The organism is Methylobacterium sp. J-059, from assembly GCF_022829485.1.
Taxonomy (GTDB): domain Bacteria; phylum Pseudomonadota; class Alphaproteobacteria; order Rhizobiales; family Beijerinckiaceae; genus Methylobacterium.
The window spans coordinates 18,567-42,622 of sequence record NZ_JAKSYA010000106.1; the positions used below are offsets into that span (position 1 = coordinate 18,567).

Below are 24,056 nucleotides of genomic sequence, written 5' to 3' on the forward strand. Positions count from 1 at the left end.
GCACGCGCGCGATTACTATGAAACGAGGCCGCGCTGTCAATGATGGGGCCGGCCTTCGTGTCGGACATGCCTGCAAAACAGGCGTCGTTTGCCGGCTTGCCTACGACATGCCTCGCACGGGCCGCTTGCGCGGCAGGTGCTGCCCGTGCTCCAGAACCCGCGCATCGCCGACGACGAACCAGAGGAATCGCCTCATGAGCACGGTCAAGGAACGCCTCGAGAGCCTCGGGCTCGCCCTGCCGAAGGCGGCGGCCCCGGTCGCGAACTACGTGCCGTTCGTGCGGACCGGCAACCTCGTGGTGATCTCGGGCCAGATCTGCTTCGGGGCGGACGGCAAGCTCGGGCCGGCGCATGTCGGCAAGCTCGGCGCCGAGGTCTCGGCGGAGGACGGCATCGCCGCGGCCAAGCTCTGTGCGCTCAACGTGCTGGCGCAGGTCGAGGCGGCGGTGGGCGACCTCGAGCGCGGGGTGGTGCAATGCGTCCGCCTCGGGGGCTTCGTCAACTGCGTGCCGAGCTTCGCCGGTCTCGCCGGCATCATGAACGGCGCCTCCGACCTGATGGTCGCGGTGCTGGGCGACCGCGGCCGCCATGCCCGCTCCACGGTCGGCGTCGCCGAGCTGCCGCTGGACGCCGCCGTCGAGGTCGAGGCGATGTTCGAGGTGCGGTGATGGGCCGGTCTGCGGGGATCTCCTGGCTCGTCGCGCGGCCGATCGCCCATCGCGGCCTGCACGACCGCGCGGCGGGCCGCCCCGAGAATACGGTCGCCGCCGCCCGGGCGGCGATCGCCGGCGGCTACGCCATCGAGTGCGACGTGCAGATCAGCGCCGACGGCGAGGCGATGGTGTTCCACGATGCGGCGCTGGGGCGGCTGACGGGCGTCGCCGACCCCGTCGCCGCGATGCGGGGCGCCGACCTCGCTCGCCTGACGGTCGCGGGCACGGCGGAGACCATCCCGACGCTGCCGGCCTTCCTGTCGGAGATCGCCGGGCGGACGCCGCTCGTGGTCGAGATCAAGTCGTCCTATTCCGGCGACCTCACCCTGACCCGCCGGGTCGCGGACATCCTGTGCGAATACGCCGGGCCGGTGGCGGTGAAATCCTTCGACCCGCAGGTGGTCGCGGCGCTGCGCGGGCTGGTGCCCGAGACGATCCCGCGCGGCATCGTCGGCGAGACGAACCAGGACGACCCGGCCTATGCCGGCCTCACCGATTCGGCGCGGCGCCGGCTCTCGGACCTGCTGCACATCGCGGAGACGCGGCCCGGCTTTGTGTCCTGGCGGGTCGACGACCTGCCCTGCGCCGCGACGCATCTCGCCCGCGTGCTCGGCCATCTCCCGGTGATGGCCTGGACGGTTCGCAATCCGGACCAGCGCCGGCTCGCCGAGATGCATGCCGACCAGATGGTGTTCGAGGGGTTTTCGGCCTGAAAGCCCGGCTTCCGCGTCAGGCGGCTTCGCGCGGAAGCGGCTTGATCAGCGCCAAGGCGTCACCCGCCCGGGCCGCCGCGACCGCGATGTCGAAGCGGATCTGCAGGCCGAGCCAGAGTTGCGCCGAGGTTCCAAGATAGCGCCCGAGCCGGAGCGCGGTGTCGGCGGTGATCCCGATCTCCTCGCGGACGATCCGCTCGATCCGGGTACGCGGCACGCCGCAAGCCTTCGCCACCGCGTAGGGCGTGAGGCCGAGCGGAACCAGAAACTCCTCGCGGAGCACCTCGCCGGGATGAAGCGGCGGCAGCGTCTCAACGATCTCCAAGGCGGTGCCCATCGACTGATCCTCAGTGATAATCGACGATCTCGACATCGGCCGGGCCATGGTCGGTCCAGCGGAAGCAGATTCGATACTGGTCGTTGATCCGGATCGCGTGCTGTCCGGCGCGATCATGGGTCAAGGGGTGGAGCCGATTGCCGGGGGGCGCCCGCAGGTCGTTCAGATCGGCAGCCTGATCGAGGACGGCGAGCTTGCGTCGGGCCGTGGGAAAGATCGCGGCGGGAAATCCCTTCGGCCGATCGCCGCGATGGACCGCCTCGGTCGTTCGATCCGCGAAGCTCTGTATCAGGGCCGGCCTCCCGCGTGCCTTCCGGATGCCGCACCGTTCTTGGTATCACTGAGTGTTACCATTTGGCAAGCGGTCCGCGATGCCCCACGCTGCGACGGCAGGATGCACGCCTCCGCCTTGTCCCCCCTGTCCGGCGGGCTAGATTGTCGTGCATGGAAAAACCGGGTGCTCCGCACGAGCCTGCGACCTCCGAGACCGTGCTCAAGGTCCGCGCGCTCGCCGGCCTGAAGGAGATCGGGGCCGCGGCCTGGGACGCCTGCGCCACGTCGGCCGAGACGCTGGGCTCGGGCGACGAGACCCACAACCCCTTCGTCAGCCACGCCTTCCTCTCGGCCCTCGAGGATTCGGGCTGCGTCTCGCGCCGGACCGGGTGGCTGCCGTTGCACGTCTCGGTGGAGCGCGACGACACGCTGCTCGGGGTCGTGCCGTGCTATCTGAAATCCCACAGCCAGGGCGAATACATCTTCGACCACGGCTGGGCCGACGCCTTCGAGCGCGCCGGCGGGAGCTACTACCCGAAGCTGCAGGTGAGCGTGCCGTTCACCCCCGTCACCGGCCCGCGTTTCCTGATCGCGCCCGGCGCCGACCCGGAGACCGCGACGGCCGCCCTGGTCGCCGGCCTGCGGGCGCTGCGGTCCGAGACCAAGGCCTCCTCGATCCACGTCACCTTCATGCAGGAGCCGGAATGGGAGCGGGCAGGCGCCGCCGGCTTCCTCCAGCGCACCGACCAGCAGTTCCACTGGGAGAACGCCGGCTACGCGGGCTTCGACGACTTCCTCGCGGCGCTCGCCTCGCGCAAGCGCAAGAGCATCAAGCGCGAGCGGCGCGACGCGCTGTCGCCCGGCATCACGGTGGAGCACCTGACCGGGGCCGACCTCACCGAGGCGCATTGGGACGCGTTCTACGAATTCTACACCGACACCGGCGCGCGCAAATGGGGCCGGCCCTACCTCAACCGGCGCTTCTTCTCGCTCCTGTCCGAGCGGATGCCCGAGCGCGTGCTTCTCATCATGGCCAAGCGCGAGGGCTGCTACGTCGCCGGCGCGATCAACCTGATCGGCGACACGGCGCTCTACGGCCGGAACTGGGGCTGCATCGAGGAGCACCCGTTCCTGCATTTCGAGGTCTGCTACTATCAGGCGATCGACTTCGCGATCGCGCGCGGCCTGAAGCGGGTCGAGGCCGGGGCGCAGGGCGAGCACAAGCTCGCCCGCGGCTACCGGCCGGTGCTGATGCACTCCGCGCACGACATCGCCGACCCGTCGTTGCGCCGCGCGGTGGCCGACTACTTGCAGCGCGAGCGCGCCCATGTCGAAGCCATGGTCGACGAGCTCGACACCCTGACGCCGTTCCGACGGCCCAGCCCGGAAGAGTCCTGACGCCCATGAGCCCGATTGATCGCATCACGACCTACGCCGACGCGTTGACCGCGCTCCGCCGCGACCTGCACGCCCATCCCGAGATCGGGTTCGAGGAGGTGCGCACCTCGGGCATCGTCGCCGACCTGCTCGAGGGCTTCGGCATCGAGGTCCATCGCAACGTCGGCGGCACCGGCGTCGTCGGCATCCTGAAGGGCCGCAGCGACAACGGCCGTCGCATCGGCCTGCGCGCCGACATGGACGCGCTGCCGATCGAGGAGGAGACCAACCTCCCCTATCGCTCGACCATCCCCGGCAAGATGCACGCCTGCGGGCACGACGGCCACACCACCATGCTCGTCGGCGCCGCCCGGTACCTCGCCGAGACCCGCGACTTCGACGGCACGGCGGTGTTCGTGTTCCAGCCGGCGGAAGAGGGGCTGGGCGGCGCCCGCGCCATGCTCGCCGACGGGCTGTTCGAGCGCTTTCCCTGCGACGAGATCTACGGCCTGCACAACCAGCCGAGCGGCCCGCACGGCATGATCAAGCTGCGCCCCGGCCCGATCATGGCGGCGGCCGACTTCTTCGACATCCACGTGAAGGGCCGCGGCATCCACGCGGCGCAGCCGCACAGCGGCATCGACCCGATCGTCGTCGGCACGGCCCTGGCGCAGGCGCTGCAGTCGATCGTCTCGCGCAACGCCGACCCGCTCAAGTCGATCGTGCTGTCGATCACCCAGTTCAACGCCGGCTCGGCCTACAACGTCATCCCCGACACCGCGCACATGGCCGGCACGATCCGCACCTTCGACCGCGACCTGCGCAAGCTCAGCCACGACCGGATGCGGGAGCTCGCCAAGGGCTACGCCGCGGCCTACGGCGCCGAGATCACGGTCGACATCCAGGACAAGTTCTCGGTGCTGGAGAACGCCCCCGACCAGACCCAGGCCGCGATCGACACCGCGACCGAGCTGTTCGGGCCCGAGCGGGTCGACCTCAATTCCAGCCCGAAGATGGGCAGCGAGGACTTCGCCGACATGGCGATGGCGGTGCCCGGCGCCTATGCCTGGATCGGCGCCTCGACCGGAGCCGGGCTGCACAACCCGGGCTACAATTTCGACGACACGATCATCCCGATCGGGTCCGCGTACCTGGCCCGCCTCGTCGAGCGGCGGACGGCGGCCCGATGACGCTGTTCGACTTCGCGCCGAAGGGCGCCGACGGCGCTCCGCATCCCCTCGCGCAGTACCGCGGCAAGGTCGTGCTCGTCGTCAACACCGCCTCGAAATGCGGGTTCACCCCGCAATACGAGGGGCTGGAGGCCTTGTGGAAGAAGCACCGCGCGGCCGGGCTCGTGGTGCTCGGGTTCCCCTGCAACCAGTTCGGCGCGCAGGAGCCGGGAAACGCCACCGAGATCGCCCAGTTCTGCAGCCTGACCTACGACGTGAGCTTCCCGCTGCTGGCGAAGGTCGAGGTCAACGGGGCGGGCGCCGACCCGGTCTACCGGCATCTCAAGAGCGAGAAGCCCGGCCTCCTCGGCACGGCCGGCATCAAGTGGAACTTCACGAAATTCCTCGTCGGCCGCGACGGCCGGGTGATCGGCCGCTATCCGCCGACCGCCAAGCCCGCGTCGCTCGAGCGCGACATCGCGGCAGCCCTCGCCGCCTGAGACGTCGGCGCGCCGCGAACGGTCTCGGCCGTTTGCGGCGGGCGTCAGCCGTCCCGGAAGGTTCTCTCGAAGGGTGGCGCGCGCTTTGCCGCCGTGTTCCCTTGATCGCCGGCATATGGCGCTCGATGGATCGTGAGGCGGCGGGGTCATGAGAGATTCGTCCACCGACGCGGGGCTCGACCGGATCGACCTGAAGATCCTGCGCCTGCTGCAGGCGGACGGGCGGATGGGCAACGCCGAGATCGCCAAGCGCGTGAGCACCAGCGCGGCGACCTGCCATCGTCGGACGCAGCGGCTGTTCGCGGAGGGCTACGTCAAGGCGGTCCGCGCCCAGGTGGCGCCGGACAAGGTCGGCCTCGGCGCGCTGGTGATCGTCGGCGTGGTGCTCGACCGCTCGACGCCGGAGAGCTTCGCGGCCTTCGAGGCGGCGGCCCGCGCCATGCCGACCGTGCTCGACTGCCACCTGGTGGCGGGCGATTTCGACTACTTCCTCAAGATCCGGGTGCGCGACATGGCGGATTTCAACCGCCTGCACAGCAGCACGCTGATCGCGCTGCCCGGCGTGCGCCAGACGCGGACGTTCTTCGTGATGAAGGAGGTCGTCGACAACGCGCCGCTGGCCCTGTGACGCGGAGCGCCGCATGCCGGTCGGGCCGGGGCCTATGAGCGTGGGCCTCCCCTGCCCGCGACCGGGCCGGACCTCCGCTCGCCTTCGGGGTGCGGGGCGCCCGAGGTCAGGCGTCCGCTGCGGCGATGCGCCGTGCGGGGCGGCTGACGTACCGGGATCCGGCGAGCAGGAAACGCCAGGGCGTCTCGGCGCCGCGCGTGATGCCGATGCGCCGGTCGACGACGACGGGCACCGGCCGGCCCCGAGGCGCGAAGCGGAACGGCGGGCCCGCGAGGGAACGACCATCGAGCGCATCGGTGACGCCCAGCGCCTGGCACAGGCGGCCGGGCCCCGCGCACAACAGCCGCGGTTCCGCCGTGGCACGGCGCGCCTGCATCGCCGCGATGCCCTGCGTGGGCTCGATGGCGCGCAGCAGCACCGCGCTGCCGGGCTCGCACACGAGGTTGAGGCACCAGTGCAGGCCGTAGGAGCGATAGACGTAGGCGTGGCCGGGCGGCCCGAACATGCTGGCGTTGCGCTTCGTCGGCCCCCGGAAGCTGTGGGACGCCGGATCGGCGCGGTCGTAGGCCTCGGTCTCGACGACGAGGCCGCCGACCGCCTCGACGAAGAGTCGCGCGCCGATCAGATCCTGCGCGACGGCGGCCGCGGGGCGGTCGAAGAAAGCCTCGAGCATGGATGCGCAATCCTCTGGGGAGCCGCGACGCGCCCGCTGTCGCGGGACACCCCGGTGTCTCGCTCGTCGTCGCCGAGCCGCGATCCGGACCCGACCCCGCCGATCGAGGGGATCCGCGGAGGACCCGCACGCGGCCGTTCATGGTCTGCCGCCTCCGGCCGGTCCCGGCCGGGGGCGCGCGGTCAGGCCGCCGACATCGGCATCCCGGATTCCGGGTGGAACGAGGTGAAGCGATCCTGCGCGTCGAGCGGCACGTCCAGGGTGCAGCGAAGCCCCGAGCGGTCGAACTCGAGCTGCACCGTCCCGCCGAGCTCATGGCCGATGCCGCCGTTGATCAGCCGCGTGCCGTAGCCGCGCCGCTGCGGCGCGACGACCGGCGGGCCGCCGCTCTCGCGCCAGTCCAGCACGAGCCGGCGCGTGCCGCCCTCCGCGGTCGCGGTCCGCCACGCGATGTCGACGCGCCCGGTCCCGCCGGACAGGGCGCCGTACTTGGCGGCGTTCGTGGTCAGCTCGTGCAGCGCCATGCCGAGCGCCAGCACGTAGCGCGGCGGAAGGTCGACCTCCGGGCCGTCGAGCCGGAAGCGGTCGGCCTGGCCCTCGCTGAACGGCGCCAGCTCGTTCTCCAGCACCGTCCGGAGCGGGGCGCCCGCCCAGTCGTCGCGCGAGAGCAGGTCGTGGGTCTTCGACAGGGCGATGATGCGCCCCTCCAGCCGCTCGCCGGTCTCGTCGGTGCGGCGCGACTGGCGGGCCAGCGACTGCACCGTGGTGAGGGTGTTGCGGACCCGGTGGTTGAGCTCGTGCAGCATCATCGTCTGCCGTTCCTGCAGGAGATGGCTGCGCGCGATCTCCGAGCGCAGCTCGCCCTCGTGCTTCTGTAGCGAGATCGCCATGGCGTCGAACGCCTCGCCGAGCTGCCCGAACTCGGACGGGCCGGACAGGCTCGACCGCGCGCCGAGGTCCCCGAGCCGCCAGGCGGACGCGGCCTGCAGCAGGCGGCGCACCGGACGGCGGATGAAGGCGCGCCCCGCCAGCAGCGCCGCGACGAGGGCGCCGAGGGCGCCGAGGACGATGAGGATGACGCCGCGCTGCGTCGCCGCGTCGATGTCGGCGAAGGCGGCCGTGGGCGAAAGGCCGACCGCGACGGTCACGCCTTCGAGGTCGTCCGGCGTGACGGCCGCGATTCCGGTGATCCGCATCGTCCCGCGCAGGCCCGCCAGGTCGATCACCTTGCCGCGGTTCTCCGAGAGCGCCGACCAGAACGGCTGCGGCAGCGGCTTGCCGACCCATGCGGCGTGGTCGGGCAGGCGGAGCAGGATGACGCCGTCCCGATCCGCGACGATCAGCGCGGCGTCGGGAGGCAGCCCGGCCCGGGCCTGGTGTCCGGCGAGGTGGTCCAGGTCGATGCTGGCCACCACGACGCCGGTCGGCCGGCCGCCGGCTCCCGGGATGGCCTGGGCGAACTGCCAGGTCGGCTTACGGGTGATCCGCCCCGTCACGAACCCGCCGACCGCGAAGCCGCCCGTGCGCATCGCGTCCCGGAAGTAGCCGCGGTCGGCCAGGGTGTAGGCGCCGCGCGGGGAGCCGAGGGTGTTGCAGACGATGGTGCCGTCGGCATCCGCCACCCCGAAGAAGAACGCGCCCGGGACCTTCCCGAGCAGGGTCCTGAGATAGGCCGTGCAGGTGTCGGGGTCCTTGCCCTGGATCTCCGGGACCTCGGCCAGGATGCCGAGAACCTGTCGGGTGCCGCGCCCGAACTGGCCGAGGTCGGCGGCGACGCTGCGGGCGGCGCGCATCGCCTCGTCGCGCACGGCCTCGCCCCGCGCGGCGCGCAACGCGAACTCGTTGTAGCCCTGGATCGCGAGGGCGGGCACGAGCGCGAGCGTGACGAGGCCGACGATGCGTTTGGTCAGCGACATGACGGGATCGGCCGAGCGCTCGGGCTGCGCGCGATGGGCATCGCGGCGCGGTGACCGCACAGATAGGCCGGTCGGCCGCCGCGCCAAGGCGCGATGCACGCGCGGGCCGCGCCCGCCCGCACCTCAGGCCGCGGCGGCATCGGGGATCTCCTGCATCGACGCGAGGGGGGCCTCCAGCCGGCAGACGAGGCCCGTCCGCGCGTAGGTGAGCGTGACCTCGCCGCCGACCTCGGCGGCGAAGCTGCGCTCGATCAGGCGCGATCCGAAGCCGCGGCGCGCCGGCTGGACCAGGATCGGCGGGCCGCCCTGCTCGGACCAGACCAGGGAGAACCGCGGGGCGTCGCCGGCATGGGCCACGTGCCAGCGCAGGTCGACGACGCCCGCGTCGTTCGAGAGCGCGCCGTACTTGGCGGCGTTGGTGGCGAGCTCGTGCAGGGACAGGGCGAGCGACAGGGCGGGCTTGGCCGCCAGGAGCACGTTGGGCCCGCTGGTGCGCAGGCGCGCGGCCATCGCCCCGAGATGCACGCTCAGAGCCCCGTCCACGACGTCCCCGATCGGGGCGGCCGTCCAGCTCGCGGCGGTCAGGATGTCGTGCGCGCGGCCGAGCGAGATCAGCCGGGCGGCGAACGCCTCCCGCATCTCGTTGACGTCGGTCGAGCCGCGCAGGGTCTGGCTGGCGATGGCCTGCACCAGGGCAAGGGTGTTCTTGACCCGGTGCTGCAGCTCGCCGGTCAGCAGGCGCTGGTGCTCCTCGGCCTTCCGGCGCTCGGAGATGTCGAGCATGGCGCCGATCATCCGAACCGCCCGGCCGGTCGCGTCGCGGATGACGTAACCCCGGTCGAGGACGTAGGCGTAGGAGCCGTCCGCGCGCAGGAAGCGATACTCGTCGGTCCAGGCCGTGCCGGTGCCGTCGATGATCGCGTGGATGGCGGCGTCGACGCGCCCGCGGTCCTCGGGATGGATCTGCCCGATCCACCAATCCCCCGTCGGGTCGACGGCGTCCGGGGCGTGGCCGTAGGCGGCCTGGAGCGCCTCGTTCCACAGCACGTGATTGCTGGCGAGGTCCCAATCCCAGATCGCGTCGTTGGTGGCGCGCGATGCCAGCCGATAGCGCTCCTCGGTCTCGCGCAGGACCTGCTCGGCCCGCCGCGCGACGGTGATGTCGCGCGCCGTCCCGATGAGGCGCAGCGGCCGCCCGTCCTCGAACAGGGTCTGCCCCTTGGCGGACACCCAGCGCTCGATGCCGTCCTCCGGCGCCACGGTGCGGTAGGTGATGTCGTAGGTCCCGTCGCCCGCCGGATCGATCGCGGCGCCGACCGCCGCGTCCGCCGCGGCGCGGTCGTCCGGGTGCAGGCGGGCGAGGTAGACGTCGAGGTTCACCGCGGCATCGGGGCCGAGGCCGAAGAAGGAGCGCGTGCGGGCATCCCACTTCAGGACGTCGGCGACGAGGTCGTAGTCGAAGATCCCGGTTCCCGTCGCCTCGACGGCGAGGCGCAGCTGCTCGCGCGCGCGGCGCAGGTCCTCCTCCACCTGGCGGCGGTCGTGGATGTCGCTGGTGCTGCCGAGCCAGCCCACGACCGATCCGGCGCCGTCCCGCATCGGCTCGGCCCGGATCAGGAACCAGCGATAGGCGCCGTCGGCCCGACGCAGCCGCGCCTCCGTGTCGTAGACGGTCTCGCGGGTGCGCGCCGCCGCCCACGTCTCCAACAGCCCCGGCCGGTCGTCGGGATGGATCGCTTCGGCCCACCCGAGCGGCAGCGCGTGCTCCGGCGTCTGCCCGGTATAGGCGTACCAGCGGTCGTTCAGGTAGCTGAGGCTGCCGTCGGGATTGCCGAACCAGATCACGGTCGGCGCGAGCTGGGTCAGGGTCTGGAAGCGCGCCTCGGCGACCTTGCGCTCGTGGATGTCGAGCGAGGTGCCGATCCAGCTGCGCACGGTCCCGTCCGCATCGCGGATCGGGCGTGCGCGGGACAGGAACCAGCGGTACATCCCGTCGGCCCGCCGCAGCAGGAACTCCACCTCGTAGTCCCGGCCGTCGCGGGAGGCGGCGAGCCAGGCGCGACGGGTCGCGTCGCGGTGGTCGGGGTGGATCACGCCCATCCAGCTCGTCTCCCCGGTCTCGTTCGCGGGCAGTCCGGTATAGGCGTACCAGTAGGCGTTGCAGTAGGTGACGTTGCCGTCGATGTCGCCGAACCAGACCACCTGAGGGCTGACCTCGACGAGGGAGCGGTAGCGCAGCTCGCTCGCCTCCAGCGCCGCACCGGCGTCGCGTTCCCGGGTCCGGTCGCGCAGGATCTTGAGGAAGCCGACGGTTCGCCCGTCGTCCGACCGGAGGGGCATCATCTTGCCCGAGGCCCAGAACCGGCTGCCGTCCTTGCGCACGTGCCAGCGCTCGTCGGGCGCGCTGCCGTTCTTTTCCGCGAGCCGCATCTCGATCTCCGGCCGCCCGCTCGCGCGATCGTCCGGCGTGAAGAACGCGTCCACCGCCCGGCCCAGCATCTCGGCTTGGGTCCAGCCGAGGGTGCGCTCGGCGCCCGTGTTCCAGCGGGTCACGCGGCCCGCCGCGTCGGTCGCGACGATGGCGTAGTCCGTGGCGCCGTCGACGATGCGCTCGTGCAGGAGGCGCTGCTCCTCCTGCGCCCGCAGCGACCGGCGCAGCTCCATCTGCGCCATGGTCTGGCGCGCGAGGCGGGCGAGGCCCTTGCGCTGGCGCTCGGTCAGCTGGTGCGGCTTGGTATCGAGGACGCAGACCGTGCCGATGGGATGGCCGTCGGCGGTCTTGAGCAGGGCGCCGGCGTAGAAGCGCAGGCCCGGGTCCCCGACGACGAGCGGGTTGTCCTCGAAGCGCGGGTCGTGGCGCGCGTCGGGGACGTAGAGGAAGTCCTCCTGCAGGATCGCCTGCCGGCAGAACGAGCTCTCCAGCGGCGTTTCGCGGACGCCGAGCCCGACCTCGGCCTTGAAGAACTGGCGCCCGTCGCCGATCAGGTTGACGACCCCGATCGGCACCTCGCACAGCTCGGCGGCCGCTTCCGCGATCTCGTCGAAATCCTGCTCGCGCGGCGTATCGAGCATGCGATAGCGATCGAGGGCGCCGAGACGCGCGGCCTCCGTCTCGCGGGCGGGGGGACGATTCATGTCACCGATTTTACCTGGAACGGTCTGGTCGGTCTCTCAGAGTCGGTGCGCGACGGCGGAAATATGACCGCTCGCCTGTCGTTCCGACCGGTGGGCGATCGCCGAGCGCCGCCGCTCGACGCTTCGAACTCGCACGCCCGCTCGGCCGCGTCGCACGGTCTTTTCGGTACAATCCGCCCCGAAAGCCGACGCGCCGGTCGGGGCGGCCGCCCACCCGGCCTGAGACGGCCCGGCATCTCGATACGGGACAGCCGGGCATGGTCCGATCCTACGCGCGCTTAAATCCGATCGCGGTATCCCGCATCCGGGCCGCGTCGCGTTTCGGCCCAGGCTGGTGAGATCCGGGGTTCCCCCGCCCCGTGAGCGGATCGGGGCGGGGCCGAACCGAGGGCGGCCGGCGTTCCAAGGCCGAGGCGGCCCGGTCGAGGACGCGGCATCTCGCCCGGTCGGGCAACTTCCGCGAGTCGCCCCACGTTTGAGGGCATGACCCAGCAACCTCCGCTTCGGTTCGACCCCTCCTTCGAGACCGTCCCGGCGGACGAGGACGAGATCCAGCGGGGCCTGACCGAGGCCATGCTCTCGATCCAGCGGAAGACGCATGCCGACACCGGCTACGCCCACCGGGCCGTCCACGCCAAGGCGCACGGCTACCTGAAGGCACGGTTCGAGGTCCTTCCCGGCCTTCCGCCGGCCCTCGCCCAGGGCCTGTTTGCGGCGCCGGCCAGCTACGAGGCGATCCTGCGGTTCAGCACCACGCCGGGCGACATCCTCGACGACCGGGTCTCCACCCCGCGGGGGGCCGCCCTCAAGGTCCTGGGCGTTCCCGGCCCGCGCCTGCGGGGCAGCGAGGGCGAGACCACCCAGAACTACGTGCTCGGCAACTCGCCCGCGTTCCAGATCGGCACCGCTGAGGGCTTCCTGCGGCAGCTCAGGCCGCTGGCCGCGACCACCGGGCGTGCCGAGCCCCTCAAGCGGGCGGTGTCGGCCGTGACGCGCACCGCGGAGGCCGCGCTCGAGATGGTCGGGGGTAAGTCCGCCACGCTGACCACCCTGGCCGGCCAGGCGAAGACCCATCTTCTGGGCGACAGCTTCTTCTCCCAGGCCGCGCTCCTGCACGGCGCGTATTTCGGCAAGGTGGCGCTTTCGCCGGTCTCCTCCGACCTCGTCGCCCTGTCGGAGCGGCCCCTCGACCTCGCCGGCCGTCCCGACGGGATCCGCGAGGCCGTCCGGGACTTCTTCCGCACCTGCCCGGCCGTCTGGGAGCTGCGGGTGCAGCTGGCGACGGACATCGAGGCGATGCCGGTCGAGGACGCCGCGGCGATGTGGTCCGAGGACGAGAGCCCCTATCGCCCCGTCGCCCGCATCACCGCCGCGCCGCAGGACACGTGGTCGGACGCGATGCGCGCCGCCGTCGAGGACCGCCTGGCCTTCAATCCGTGGACCGGCCTGGCCGCGCACCGGCCGCTCGGCTCGATCATGCGAGCCCGGCGCCCGGCCTACGCCGCCGCCCGCGAATACCGGTCCCGCGGCAACCGGGTCGAGATCGCCGAGCCGACGGCCTTTCCCGTCGCCTGAGGCCTCGCCCTCCGCCGGCCGGTCACGCCGACGGCACGGAAGGCCGGCTCAGGCGGCGAGCGCCCCGGGATGATCCGCCGCGATCCACCGCCCGCGCCCGCCGCCCTTGGCGGCATACAGCGCGCGGTCGGCCCGGTTCAGGACCTCCTGCGGATCGGCCCCGACCTCCGGCGCATGGGCGATGCCGACGGAGATCCCGATCTCCGCGCTGCCGCCGGACAGCCGGTAGGGGCGGCCGACCTCCGCGACGATCCGAGACGCCAGGGCGCGCGCCCGTTCGGGCGTCGCGTCGACCTCCAGCAGCACGGCGAATTCGTCGCCGCCGAGACGATAGGCGCTCGCCTGCCCTTCGATGGCCTGGCGAAGGCGGTCCGCGACCCGAGCCAAGAGCGTATCGCCGGCGGCGTGGCCCATCGTGTCGTTCACGGACTTGAAGCGATCGAGGTCGAGGTAGAGCACCGCGCAGGGCTCGCCCGTGCCGCCCGGCCGGCGGCAGGCGCGATCGAGCTGCGTGCCGAAGCTGGCGCGGTTCGGCAGGCCGGTCAGGCCGTCATGCGCCGCGGTCCAGGCGACGGCGCGCCGTGCCAGGATCTTGTCGATGACGGTGCCCTCCAGGTGCAGGCAGGCTTCGGCGTAGGCCACCAGCATCAGGATCAGGAACCAGCCTCCGAACCAGCAGCCGAATTCCGGCCGCCGGGTCAGGGCGACGATGCAGGCGATCAGCATGATGTAGGCGGTCGTCACCGGGATCCACGGGATCACGGAGGAGCGGGTCGCCGCGCCGACGCAGAAGCTGAGGATGATGCCGAAGAACAGGATGAAGAAGTCCAGGCGGTCGATCGCTGCGGCGCGCAGCGCGAGCAGGGCGAGGCAGATCCCGGTGCCGACCATCATCGCGCCGAAGGTCCGGCCGCAGGCCCGCGCGACGCGAAACGTCATGTCCTGCGTCCGCGTGCGCTTGAACCGCCGGATCGAGGCGACGCGGCAGAGGGTGGCGGCGGATGCGAGCGCGCCCAGCGCCGCCTCGACGAGGCCGCCGGTCGCGAGCGCGAAGGCGAGGCTGGCCGCCGACACGGTGATCGCGAGGATCGCCACCTGCAGCAGGGACGAGTACAGCAGGAAGACGAGCTCGGTCTGCACGTCGTCGGGCAGGTCCTGGCGGCTCGTGAGTCTGCGTGTCATGCCTTACTATCGCGGGCAAGGTCTTTCGAAATGGTAGCCGCGATTTGACAGTCGCGAGGCGTCAAGCGAGCCTACAGAGGCCTGATTTGTCGGATGTGCGATAGATCAGGCGACCATCAATCCGGCGCCGGCCCGTGGGGCGCGTCGTCGTCGGCGGCGTCCCGGCGGTCCCTCAGGCGCCGGGGCCGTCGGCTGCCAGGCGGCGCGCGATCGCCTCGAACATCCCGGTATCCTCGCCCACCATGGCGCCCATCGCGGCCATGCGCTGGACCACGGTCGCGGTGATCTCCTCCTCGACCGTGCCCTCGGCATAGGCGTAGTGGATCGTCGCCGCCTGCCCGTCCCGGTGGCAGCGTCCCTCGATCTGGGCGAGCTGGATCGCGCTGTGGCGCATGTCGTGGATCACCAGGGCCCGCGTGCGCTCGCCGCCCGGCAGCTCGTCCTGATGGAGCGAGATCGACTCCGTCACCGTGAACACGACGACGTCGAGCCGACCGGTCTGGAAGGCCCGGCGCACCGCCTCGTTCGCCTCGGCATCCTGCCGCCCGTCGATGGTGCCGACCTGCCAACCGCGCTGCTCCAGGGCCGCCTGCAGCGCCGCACCGGTCTCGAGGAACGCCACGGAGATCGCGACCTGCTCGCCCGCGCCGAGGAGAAGCTCGGCGAAGTCGCACGTTCCCGCCACGCGCAGCAGGCTCGCCTTCTGCCGGAAGCGCAGATCCGCCGCCCACCCGGCCGGGCGCCGGTGGCTGCCGCCGAGCAACCCGAATTCCTGGCGGAACGCGCGCCACGTCGCCTGGTACAGGCGGCGGGCCTCCGCCGTCAGGGCCGTCGGCGCCAGGGCGCGCTGAACCTCCGGCCAGCCGGCGATGTCGCCCGGGCGCCGCCGCAGCCCGATCGCGCGCGGGCCGGTGTAGAGCAGGTCGGCCATGACGGCGCAGTCGCGCGCATTGCTGGTCCACGACCAGTTCACCCAACGGCCCTTGGCCCGGCCGATCCCGAGGCGCTGCATCAGCGTCCGGAACTCGGCGAGGGTCGCGGTCGGCGCGTCGGCCGCCTCGCCGAGGAGGCGTCCGAGATAGGAGAGCTCGTGGGGCGCCTGCCCGGCCGTCGCGCTCACGTAGCCGGTGAACACCGCCGCGTCGGCCAGGTGGCGGCACACCAGGCTCTGCTGGCTGTAGGGATTGCGCAGCCGGTGGCTCTCGTCGAACACGACGAGGGGCCAGGTCCGGCGCAGGCTTCCGTTCTTGGCCAGCGCGTTGTTCCTGGCGCGCGCCGACCGGCGGGTGCTCGCGGGCGGCGGCGCCATCAGGGACTTGGTGCGCTCGTAGTTCACGAGGGTCACCGCCTTCTCCGGCAATCCCGAACCGGCGATCGTGCGACGCCACTGCGGCATAGCCCCCTTCGGGCAGACGATCAGCACCTCGCCCTCGGGCATTCGCGCGAGCGCGCTCCAGATCGAGAGCGTCTTGCCCAGGCCCGTCGCGTCGCCGAGCAGGAAGCCCGGACGGCCGGCGGCCCGCGCGGCCAGGATCGCGTCGGCGGCCGCGGCCTGATGCGGGCGCGGGACCAGCGTCGCCTGGAAGCGGGGCGCCGGCGCGCCGGCGAGGGCGATGCCGTCGGGGTGCTTATCCACCCTGTCGTGACCGCGCGACGCTGTTCGCACCGGAACCCGTTTGCCTTCGACGGATTTCAGAACATATCATGAACGAGATTCGACCCGGTCGCTCAGGGAGTTGCACCGCCATGGCACGCTACCGTTTCCATTGCACGAACGGCCTGGAATGCGTCGTCGACACGGTCGGCAAGGACATCCGCTTGCCGGACAGGCTGGCCGCCAAGGCGCGCGGTGTCGCCGAAGCCCTGATGGTCACGCTCGACAGGCAGACGGATTGGGCGGAGTGGCAGGTGAGCGTGCACGATCTGAAGGGACGCAAGGTGCTGGCGCTTCCCTTCCGGCCGCCCGGCGACCACCTCCGGCAGGACATCTGAGCTTACGGCGTCGCCTCTCGCGCAAGCGGCCTTCGTCGCCCCAGGCGATGGATGCCACCGCGCATGGCGCCGTCGCATGGCGGCGCGAGGCGCGACGAGATCCCGAACGGAGTGACGCCATGACGAGCCTTCCCCAGCTTCCGCCCGAGGCGTTCCGCAAGCGGGACCAGGCGCCGGACGCCCTGTTCTACGCCCAGCCCCGGTTCGTCACCCACATCGACGACGCGGCGATCGCGGCCGTGACGGACCTCTACCGCGCCCTGCTCCCGGCCGGCGGCCGCCTCCTCGACCTGATGTCGAGCTGGGTCAGCCACCTGCCTCCGGAGATCGCCTACGCCGCCGTGATCGGGCACGGCCTCAACGGGCGCGAGCTCGCGGCCAATCCCCGCCTGACGGCCTCGTTCGTGCAGGACCTCAACGGCGACCCGGCCCTGCCGCTGGAGGCGGGCAGCATCGACGCCGTCCTCGTCTGCGTCGGCGTGCAGTACCTGCAGGATCCGGTCGCCGTGCTGCGCGAGGCCGCGCGGGTGCTGCGCCCGGACGCGCCCGTGATCATCACCTTCTCGAATCGCTGCTTTCCGACCAAGGCCGTGGCGATCTGGCAGGCGCTCGGCGGCGACGATCAGGCGCGGCTGATCAATCTCTATCTCCGCCAGGCCGGCTTCCCGACCGTCGAAACCCGTGTCGTCCTGCCGGAGGGGGCCCCGGGCGATCCGCTGCGCGCCGTGATCGGCCGGACCGCGCCGTAGAGCGCGGCGCGAGGATCGGGCTTCGGTCCCGCCCGCCCGCTTCGGCGGCCCGTGACGGGAGCTGTCGCGACGCCTTCAGACCTTGCGTCGACCGAAGGCTCGCAGGACGGCGGGAACGCCGCCGGCCGACAGGCTCGGAGCGCGTGCGCGACGCCGATCCGCAGGATCGCAGGAATGCTGATGTCGGGCCTCAACCCGTTGTCGCGGCGGCGTTATCGCGGCCGGACCTCACCTGACGATCGACCACCAGGAAAGCCTGGTGGAGCTGAGCGGGATCGAACCGCTGACCTCCGCAGTGCGATTGCGGCGCTCTCCCATCTGAGCTACAGCCCCGTCCAAGGCGCCGGCCTTTTAGGCTTGCGCCGATCGAACTGTCAATTCCCGATTCCTGCTGCCGTCGCGTCGCCGTTCCGGCGTCCCGCGCGGGCGCACGAGGACACGTGTTTCGCGCATGAATTCCTTGATCTGGCTCTTCGACACCGTCGTCCAGCTCTTCATCTACGTCCTCATCGCCAGCGCGATCCTCAGCTGGCTCGTCGCCTTCAACGTGGTGAACGTGCGCAACCCGATCGTCTCGCAGATCGGCGAGGTGCTCTACCGGATCACCGAGCCGGTGCTGCGCCCGATCCGCAACCTGTTGCCAAACCTCGGCGGCGTCGACATCTCGCCGATCATCCTGATCCTGCTGCTGCTGTTCGTGAGCCGCCTGCTGCACGAGTTCGTGCCGGCCGACCCCTACGTCTACGCCCGCTGACGGCCGGTCCCGCGATCCTCTGGATCGTGGGACCCGCGCGCCGGCGGCCGACCCGCCGCACACCGTCCTCGAAACCGTCGCGCCCGGACGCGGAGATCCCCGAGCCCCATGAAGACCAATCCCGGCCGCTTCTTCGAGGATTACCGCCTCGGCGAGACCATCCGCCACGCCACGCCCCGCACGGTGACCACCGGCGACGTCGCGCTCTACACCGCCCTCTACGGCCCGCGCTTCGCGGTGCAGTCGTCGGACGCGTTCGCGCAAGGCATCGGCTACCCGCGCAGCCCGCTCGACGACCTGCTCACCTTCCACGTGGTGTTCGGCAAGACCGTGCCGGACATCTCGCTCAACGCGCTGGCCAACCTCGGCTACGCCGAGGGCGGGTTCCGCCGTCCGGTCTATCCGGGCGAGACCCTGTCCACCGTCTCCGAGGTGATCGGCCTCAAGGAGAGCTCGAACCGTCAGACCGGCGTCGTCTACGTGCGCTCGACCGGCTCGGACGCCAAGGGCGAGACCGTGCTGAGCTATTGCCGCTGGGTGCTGGTGCGCAAGCGCGACCCGCAAGCCGCGATCGCCGAGGAGCACGTGCCGAGCTTCGCCAAGGTGGTCGACCCGGCCGACCTCGCAGGCGCCCTGCCCCCGCTCGACGTCTCGGCCTACGATCTCGACCTCGCCGGCAGCCCGCATCGGTTCTCCGATTACGCGGTCGGCGAGAAGATCGACCACGTCGACGGCATGACCGTCGAGGAGGCCGAGCACCAGATCGCGACGCGCCTCTACCAGAACACGGCCAAGGTGCATTTCGACGCGCTGAGCGGCAAGCAGACCCGCTTCGGCCGGCGCCTGATCTACGGCGGCCACGTGATCTCGCTGGCCCGCGCCCTGAGCTTCAACGGGCTCGCTAACGCCTTCGCCATCGCGGGCATCAACGCCGGCCGGCACGTGGCGCCGCTGTTTGCCGGGGACACGGTCTACGCCTGGAGCGAGGTGCTCGACACGGCCGAGACCAGTCGCGGCGACGTCGGCCTGCTGCGGCTGCGCACGGTCGCCACCAAGAACCAGCCCTGCGCCGCGCATCCCGGCCGCGAGGGCGACGGCTACCACCCGAGCGTCATCCTCGACCTCGACTACTGGGCCTTCATGCCGAAGTGACGGCCCGCCCCGGGCGCGTCCCGCACCGGCTTCAGGCGCTGCGGGAGAAGGCTTTGGCGGGAACGGGCTCGGCGAGGCGACGTCCCAGGAGATCGCCCGGCACCGGCCGGCCGTAGCGGTACCCTTGCGCGTAGCGGCAGCCCATGCCCATCAGCGCCGCCTCCTGCTCCGGCGTCTCGATCCCCTCGGCGATGACGATCAGGTCGAGGCTGCGGCCGATGTCGAGCACCGCCTTCACGATGGTCGCGTCGTGGGCGTCGTGGAGCACGTCGCGGACGAAGCCGCGGTCGATCTTCAGCTTGGTGAGCGGGAAGCTCTTGAGGGTGGAGAGCGAGGCGTAGCCGGTGCCGAAATCGTCGAGCGCGATGCCGACGCCGAGGGCCCGCAGGCGCCGCAGCGGCTCCAGCGTGGCGGGTGCGTCGGCCAGCGCGATCATCTCCGTCACCTCCAGCTCCAGGATCTCCGGCGGCAGCCGGTGCCGCGCCAGGGCCTGGATCACCACCTCGGCCAGGGTGCCGGCGCGGATCTGCGCGTCGAACAGGTTCACCGCCACGCCGATCCGCGGCAGGCCGGCCTTGCGCCACGCGGCCGCCTGGCGGCAGGCCTCGTCGAGGCACCACTGGCCGAAGCGGGTCGCCAGGGTGCTCGCCTCGATCGCCGGCAGGAACTCGGCCGGCGCGAGCAGCCCGCGGGTCGGGTGGTTCCAGCGGATCAGGGCCTCGACGCCGCGCAGGCGCCCGGTCGCGAGCTCGATCTGCGGCTGGTAGTGCAGGGCGACCTCGCCGGCGGCGAGGCCGTCGAGGAGCGCATCCTGCAGGTCGCGCCGGGTCTTGGCCGCATCCCGCATCGCGGGGGTGAAGGCGCGGTAGCCGCGCGGGCCCATGTGGCGGGCGCGCTCGAGGGCGAGGTCGGCCGCCGCCATCAGTTCGGCCGCGTCGGCCCCGTCGCGCGGCGCCTGCGCGGCGCCGATCCGCGCGCCGACATGCAGGACGTGGTGGCCGACGGTGACGGGCTCGGCGAGCGCGGCGAACAGGGCTTCGGCGCAGGCTTCGGTGCCGGCCTCGAGATCCGCCTCGCCGGGCGCCTCGGTCGCGGCCAGCAGCACGGCGAGCTCGTCCTCGCCGAGGCGGGCCAGGAGCGCCCCCGGCGGCAGGCGTCCGGCCAGCCGCACCACCAGCGCCTCCAGCAAGGCCGCCCCGATGCCCGAGCCGAACCCGTCGGTCACGGCCCGCAGGCCGTCGACCCCGAGGGTCAGCAGCCCGACCGGTCGGCGTGCGGCGAGGCGCGCATCGATCTCTCCGGATAGGCGGACCCGGTTCGGCAGGCCGGTGCCGGGGTCCTCGTGGGCGAGCCGGAGCAGGCGCGCGTTGCGGCGGCGGCGCTCCGAGATGTCGCGCATCACCGCGCCGACGCCCATCGCGGCGCCCTCCCCCCAGGCGCAGAGCGACAGCTCGATCGGCACCTCGCTGCCGTCGGCGCGCAGAGCCGTCACCTCGACGGAACGGCCGGCGAGCTTGGGAGGGCCGCCGGCGGTGAGCGCACCCATGCCGGCGACGTGGTGCCCGCGCAGGCGCAGCGGCACGATCGAGGCCACGTCGCGCCCGGCCAGGGCACCGGCGGGGTAGCCGAGCAGCGTCTCGCAGGCGGGGTTGGCGAAGGTGATCCGGCCGGTCGCGTCGGTGGTGATCAGCGCCGAGCTCGTGGCGGCGACGAACTCTTCCGCGTCCCGCTGCGCCATCGTCCGCCGCCCCTGCGCCAGCACCGCGACGGCGAGGTCGGACAGCCGCGCCAGCCGCCGGCGCGTGCGGTCGGCCAGGGGCGGCCGCGGCGCCGGGTCGGCGACGCACAGCACGCCGAGGCAGGTGCCGTCGCGGTCGATCAGCGGCGCGCCGGCGAAGAAGCGGATCGCGCCGCGGCCGGCGGAGTCGGCACGGAACTGCGGATCGATCGCCGCGTCGGGGACGACGAGGACGTCGCCCCGGGCGATCGCACGGTCGCGGAAGGGCGCGAGCGCGTTCGCTTCCTCCGCTCGCGGCCCGATCGGCGCCCCGGCGCCGAGGATGGCGGCGATCGGCGCCTCGAGAAGGTCCGCGGCCAGGTCGATCAGGCCCTGCAGCGACGCCTCGACCGACGCCGTCCGCGCGTCGCGCATCGCCGCTGAGCCTGCTCGATCATCCGCCATGCGAAACCGTCCCGGACGCCCGATCGGGCGCGGACGGCAGGATTTCACGGCAAACGCTGTCAAAGACTTAAAATTACAATCTTGAATTGTAATTTTGTCGGTCGAGGCGACGGCTGCCCAGGCGAAGCCCTTCGTAACGGCGGGACGAAGACCGGCGCCCCATCCCGCCGCCATCAACCATCAGTTGCGAACGATCACCTTGGTGCCGACGCGGACGCGATCGTAGAGGTCGACCACGTCCTTGTTGGTCATCCGGATGCAGCCGGAAGAGACGGCGGCGCCCATGGTCTCGGGCTCGTTGGAGCCGTGGATGCGATAGAGCGAGGAGCCGAGATACATCGCCCGGGCCCCGAGCGGGTTGTCCTGGCCGCCGACCATGAAGCGGGGCAGGTCCGGGCGGCGGGCGAGCATCTGCGACGGCGGCCGCCAGGACGGCCATTCCTTCTTCATCGTGACGCTCTTCTCGCCCGACCACGAGAAGCCCTCGCGCCCGACGCCCACGCCGTAGCGCACCGCTTCGCCGCCGCCGAGCACGTAGAAGAGCCGGCGCTGGCTCGTCGAGACGACGATGGTGCCGGGCTTCTCCTTGCCCTTCCAGGCGATGGTCTCGCGCGGGATCGCCTGGGTGCGGAAGATGTTCATGAAGTCGGCGATCGGCCCGGCATCGAACGGGTTCGCGTGCGCCGCGCCGGCGCCGAGCGCGAGCCCGGCAGCGAGGCAGAGTGTGGCGATGCGGCGTGTCATGCAGGTCCTCCGGTGGTTCGTTCGATCCGCCGCCGGATAGGCGGGCATTGCGGCAAGCGGCGGACGTCGGATGCGTTGGGGGCCCGGAACGCGCCGCCTGTGGGATCGCCGCAACACTTCCTGCGGGCGGATCGCGGCCTGCCGACCCGGAAAGCCCTCCACCCGGTCGGAGGCGGAGGGCGATTGGTTCCCGGATTTCTCGCAGACCCTCTCGACAAGATGTCGCAGCCGGTTGTGCCGCGATGGGGCAGAGCCTTTATGGGAGCCGTGACATGCCCCTCCGAAATCGCTGCGCCGGCCCGCGTGGCCGCTCGTGCCACGATGCTGCGGGTGCTCGTCGCTCTCGTGGTCGGCGTGCTGCTGCTCGTCGTCGGTCTCCCTCGGGAGGCCGGTGCCGCCGTCTCGGGCAGCGGCTCGACGCTGACGGCTCCCCGGTCGGTCCTGGCCGACGCCGCCGACGCTTCGGTCGACATGGTCGCGCCGCACGCGGTCGAGGCCGACGATTGGGCCGGACGCCCGGCCTGCGCCGATCCGCTGCCGCACCTCCTCCGATGCCTGTCCGGATCCGCCTTCGTTCCACGCGGCCGCGCCGTCGTGCGCGCCCGGGCTTCCGCACCGCCCGACCGCCCGCCCCGGCTCGCCTGAAGGGCCGACGGCGCGGACTTTCCGCCCGTCGTCGCGGGATCGCCAAGATGTCCTGCGAAAGCGGGGGTCTCGCGCTGTCCTCGCGGTTGCCCCGACCCCTCGAGCGGGCGACCGTTGCCGAACGATCCGGCACCACGCGCCACCGACACACACCGGACGGCCGAGCCTCGCCTCGGCCTTCCCCGAGATGCGTTTCGCAGGAGCGACCCGACCTTGACCTTCTCCCTGTCCGCCCGCCGGATGCGCCCTGCCTCGCTCGGTTTCGGGGTGTTTCTCGTCGCGCTCTCCGCCTGCAACCAGAAGCAGGCCTCGGCCCCGGTCCCGCCTCCGCCGCCGGAGGTCAGCATCGTCACGGTGGCGCCCCAGGCGATCCCCTACGTCCGCGACCTGCCCGGCCGCGTCGCGCCGATGCGGATCGCCGAGGTGCGGTCCCGCGTCTCCGGCCTCGTGGTGAAGCGGCTGTTCGAGCAGGGCAGCCAGGTCAAGGAGGGCGACGTCCTCTACAAGATCGACCCGGCACCGTATCAGGTCGATCTGATGAGCGCCGAGGCCGCGCTGGCGCGTCAGGAGGCGGCCCTGGTCCTCGCCAACCAGCAGGCCGAGCGCCTCGAGACGCTGCTCACCCGCCAGTCGGCGAGCCAGGCCCAGTACGACACCGCCTTCGCCGGCAAGAAGCAGGCGGAGGCCGAGGTCGCCGGCGCCCGGGCGACCCGCGACCGGGCCAAGCTCAACCTCGACTGGACGGATGTGCGCGCGCCGATCTCGGGCCGCATCGGCCGGGCGCTGCTCACCGAGGGCACCCTGATCGAATCCGGCACCACCGGCGTGCTCGCCACGATCCAGCAGCTCGACCCGATCTACGTCGACATCACCCAGTCGGTCGGCGAGCTGAACAAGCTCCGGCGCGATCTGGCCAGCGGCGAGCTCTCGCGGCTGGAGCGCGATTCCGCCAACGTCCACCTGATCATGGACGACGGCGCCCTCTACCCGATGGCGGGCCGGCTCCTGTTCTCGGACGTCACCGCCGACCCGAGCACCGGCCAGGTGACGCTGCGCGTGCAGATCCCCAACCCGCACGACGAGCTGTTCCCCGGCATGTACGTGCGCGCCCGGATCAAGCAGGGCATCGATTCCGATGCGATCGCGGTGCCGCAGCAGGCGATCCAGCGCACCAACGACGGCAAGGCCGAGGTCTGGGTCGTCAAGGCGGACGACAAGGTCATGCTCCAGCCGGTCGAGGTCGGCCCGGTGGTCGGCACCAACTGGCTGATCCGCGACGGTCTCAAGGCCGGCGAGCGGGTGGTGATCGAGGGCTTCCAGAAGATCGTCGCCGGCCAGCAGGTGAAGCCGGTGGACAAGACGCCGCCGCACGAGACCGCCGAGGCCATGCCGCACGACGTCGACGAGGTCGCCGAAGCGGAGGCGAAGGTCGCCGAAGCCAAGATGGCCGAGGCCAAGGCCGCCGAGGCCCGGGCCGCCGAAGCCAAGGCGAGCGCGGCGAAGGCCGGCGCGATCAAGGCTTCGGACGGCAAGACTTCGGACGGCAAAGCTTCGGACGGCAAGGCCGAGGCCGCCGCCAAGACGCGCTGAGCAAGTTGCACTGATCACGACGCGCCGACGACCGACCACCCGACAGGCTGATCCGGA

Annotated in this window: 22 protein-coding genes and 1 tRNA gene; 13 read left to right on the forward strand and 10 right to left on the reverse strand. The window is 71.9% G+C overall.

The genetic code is table 11. The annotated features are described in order from the left end of the window. Positions 1 to 194 precede the first annotated feature (194 nt). Together MKK55_RS12775 and MKK55_RS12780 are read left to right on the forward strand one after the other, a co-directional pair. Positions 195 to 668, forward strand: coding sequence for a RidA family protein (locus MKK55_RS12775; RefSeq protein ID WP_243935058.1), 474 nt, complete (start codon positions 195 to 197; stop codon positions 666 to 668). After that, positions 668 to 1,426, forward strand: a complete 759-nt coding sequence (locus tag MKK55_RS12780) for a glycerophosphodiester phosphodiesterase family protein (RefSeq protein ID WP_243935060.1) — start codon at positions 668 to 670, stop codon at positions 1,424 to 1,426. Before MKK55_RS12775 ends, MKK55_RS12780 begins: the two co-directional genes overlap by 1 nt. A gap of 16 nt (positions 1,427 to 1,442) precedes the next feature. Here the strand turns inward: MKK55_RS12780 and MKK55_RS12785 are convergent, their stop codons facing one another. Both MKK55_RS12785 and MKK55_RS12790 read right to left on the reverse strand, forming a co-directional pair. Continuing rightward, positions 1,443 to 1,763 carry a HigA family addiction module antitoxin gene (locus tag MKK55_RS12785; RefSeq protein ID WP_243935062.1) on the reverse strand — a complete coding sequence of 107 codons (321 nt, stop codon included), beginning with the start codon at positions 1,761 to 1,763 and terminating at the stop codon, positions 1,443 to 1,445. 10 nt (positions 1,764 to 1,773) lie between these two features. After that, positions 1,774 to 2,082 carry a type II toxin-antitoxin system RelE/ParE family toxin gene (locus MKK55_RS12790; protein ID WP_313898966.1) on the reverse strand — a complete coding sequence of 103 codons (309 nt, stop codon included), beginning with the start codon at positions 2,080 to 2,082 and terminating at the stop codon, positions 1,774 to 1,776. Positions 2,083 to 2,207: 125 nt separating this feature from the next. Between MKK55_RS12790 and MKK55_RS12795 the strand changes: the two genes are divergently transcribed. The 4 genes from MKK55_RS12795 (at position 2,208) to MKK55_RS12810 (ending at position 5,710) form a co-directional block, all read left to right on the forward strand. After that, positions 2,208 to 3,434 carry a GNAT family N-acetyltransferase gene (locus MKK55_RS12795; protein ID WP_243935064.1) on the forward strand — a complete coding sequence of 409 codons (1,227 nt, stop codon included), beginning with the start codon at positions 2,208 to 2,210 and terminating at the stop codon, positions 3,432 to 3,434. A 5-nt stretch (positions 3,435 to 3,439) separates the two neighbouring features. Then, the gene (locus tag MKK55_RS12800) at positions 3,440 to 4,603 is read left to right on the forward strand and encodes a M20 aminoacylase family protein (protein ID WP_147842070.1); all 1,164 of its coding nucleotides are present in this window, start codon (positions 3,440 to 3,442) and stop codon (positions 4,601 to 4,603) included. Further along, a complete protein-coding gene (locus MKK55_RS12805; RefSeq protein ID WP_147842071.1) occupies positions 4,600 to 5,082 on the forward strand; it encodes a glutathione peroxidase in 483 nt (160 codons plus the stop codon). Before MKK55_RS12800 ends, MKK55_RS12805 begins: the two co-directional genes overlap by 4 nt. Before the next feature lie 148 nt (positions 5,083 to 5,230). After that, complete coding sequence (locus MKK55_RS12810; RefSeq protein WP_147842072.1) at positions 5,231 to 5,710, forward strand: Lrp/AsnC family transcriptional regulator; 480 nt, start codon at positions 5,231 to 5,233, stop codon at positions 5,708 to 5,710. 106 nt (positions 5,711 to 5,816) lie between these two features. On the opposite strand, the gene MKK55_RS12815 is transcribed toward MKK55_RS12810, so the two are convergent. The 3 genes from MKK55_RS12815 to MKK55_RS12825 all read right to left on the reverse strand — a co-directional run bounded on the left by MKK55_RS12815 (position 5,817) and on the right by MKK55_RS12825 (position 11,434). Continuing rightward, complete coding sequence (locus MKK55_RS12815) at positions 5,817 to 6,383, reverse strand: DNA-3-methyladenine glycosylase (protein ID WP_147842073.1); 567 nt, start codon at positions 6,381 to 6,383, stop codon at positions 5,817 to 5,819. Between the two features lie 182 nt (positions 6,384 to 6,565). Beyond that, positions 6,566 to 8,299: a sensor histidine kinase gene (locus MKK55_RS12820; RefSeq protein WP_243935066.1), complete on the reverse strand. Its 1,734-nt coding sequence runs from the start codon at positions 8,297 to 8,299 to the stop codon at positions 6,566 to 6,568. A 123-nt stretch (positions 8,300 to 8,422) separates the two neighbouring features. Continuing rightward, a complete protein-coding gene (locus tag MKK55_RS12825) occupies positions 8,423 to 11,434 on the reverse strand; it encodes a PAS domain-containing protein (RefSeq protein WP_243935068.1) in 3,012 nt (1,003 codons plus the stop codon). Between the two features lie 483 nt (positions 11,435 to 11,917). On the opposite strand from MKK55_RS12825, the gene MKK55_RS12830 reads away from it, so the two are divergent. Next, positions 11,918 to 13,009 (forward strand): catalase family protein, encoded by a 1,092-nt coding sequence (locus tag MKK55_RS12830; protein ID WP_243935070.1) that lies wholly within the window; start codon positions 11,918 to 11,920, stop codon positions 13,007 to 13,009. A gap of 48 nt (positions 13,010 to 13,057) precedes the next feature. On the opposite strand, the gene MKK55_RS12835 is transcribed toward MKK55_RS12830, so the two are convergent. Both MKK55_RS12835 and MKK55_RS12840 read right to left on the reverse strand, forming a co-directional pair. After that, a complete protein-coding gene (locus MKK55_RS12835) occupies positions 13,058 to 14,191 on the reverse strand; it encodes a GGDEF domain-containing protein (RefSeq protein ID WP_243935071.1) in 1,134 nt (377 codons plus the stop codon). 172 nt (positions 14,192 to 14,363) lie between these two features. Next, the gene (locus MKK55_RS12840) at positions 14,364 to 15,827 is read right to left on the reverse strand and encodes an SNF2-related protein (RefSeq protein ID WP_243935072.1); all 1,464 of its coding nucleotides are present in this window, start codon (positions 15,825 to 15,827) and stop codon (positions 14,364 to 14,366) included. A gap of 110 nt (positions 15,828 to 15,937) precedes the next feature. Between MKK55_RS12840 and MKK55_RS12845 the strand changes: the two genes are divergently transcribed. Both MKK55_RS12845 and MKK55_RS12850 read left to right on the forward strand, forming a co-directional pair. Next, the gene (locus MKK55_RS12845; RefSeq protein ID WP_243935076.1) at positions 15,938 to 16,183 is read left to right on the forward strand and encodes a DUF6894 family protein; all 246 of its coding nucleotides are present in this window, start codon (positions 15,938 to 15,940) and stop codon (positions 16,181 to 16,183) included. 119 nt (positions 16,184 to 16,302) lie between these two features. Next, entirely contained in the window at positions 16,303 to 16,932 is a 630-nt protein-coding gene (locus MKK55_RS12850; RefSeq protein ID WP_243935078.1) for a class I SAM-dependent methyltransferase, read from the forward strand. 257 nt (positions 16,933 to 17,189) lie between these two features. Here MKK55_RS12850 and MKK55_RS12855 read toward each other — a convergent pair. Then, positions 17,190 to 17,265, reverse strand: a tRNA-Ala gene (locus MKK55_RS12855). Between the two features lie 118 nt (positions 17,266 to 17,383). Here MKK55_RS12855 and MKK55_RS12860 point away from each other — a divergent pair. Beyond that, entirely contained in the window at positions 17,384 to 17,686 is a 303-nt protein-coding gene (locus tag MKK55_RS12860) for a YggT family protein (RefSeq protein WP_147751992.1), read from the forward strand. 108 nt (positions 17,687 to 17,794) lie between these two features. Then, positions 17,795 to 18,838, forward strand: a complete 1,044-nt coding sequence (locus MKK55_RS12865) for a MaoC family dehydratase (RefSeq protein WP_243935080.1) — start codon at positions 17,795 to 17,797, stop codon at positions 18,836 to 18,838. 31 nt (positions 18,839 to 18,869) lie between these two features. Here the strand turns inward: MKK55_RS12865 and MKK55_RS12870 are convergent, their stop codons facing one another. Continuing rightward, entirely contained in the window at positions 18,870 to 21,020 is a 2,151-nt protein-coding gene (locus tag MKK55_RS12870) for a putative bifunctional diguanylate cyclase/phosphodiesterase (RefSeq protein ID WP_243935085.1), read from the reverse strand. Between the two features lie 180 nt (positions 21,021 to 21,200). Beyond that, positions 21,201 to 21,764, reverse strand: a complete 564-nt coding sequence (locus tag MKK55_RS12875) for a L,D-transpeptidase (RefSeq protein ID WP_243935086.1) — start codon at positions 21,762 to 21,764, stop codon at positions 21,201 to 21,203. A 330-nt stretch (positions 21,765 to 22,094) separates the two neighbouring features. Here MKK55_RS12875 and MKK55_RS12880 point away from each other — a divergent pair, with 330 nt between their 5' ends. Next, on the forward strand, positions 22,095 to 22,409 hold the full coding sequence (locus MKK55_RS12880; protein WP_243935087.1) for a hypothetical protein: 315 nt from the start codon (positions 22,095 to 22,097) through the stop codon (positions 22,407 to 22,409). Positions 22,410 to 22,649: 240 nt separating this feature from the next. Further along, a complete protein-coding gene (locus tag MKK55_RS12885; protein ID WP_243935171.1) occupies positions 22,650 to 23,999 on the forward strand; it encodes an efflux RND transporter periplasmic adaptor subunit in 1,350 nt (449 codons plus the stop codon). Positions 24,000 to 24,056 lie beyond the last annotated feature (57 nt).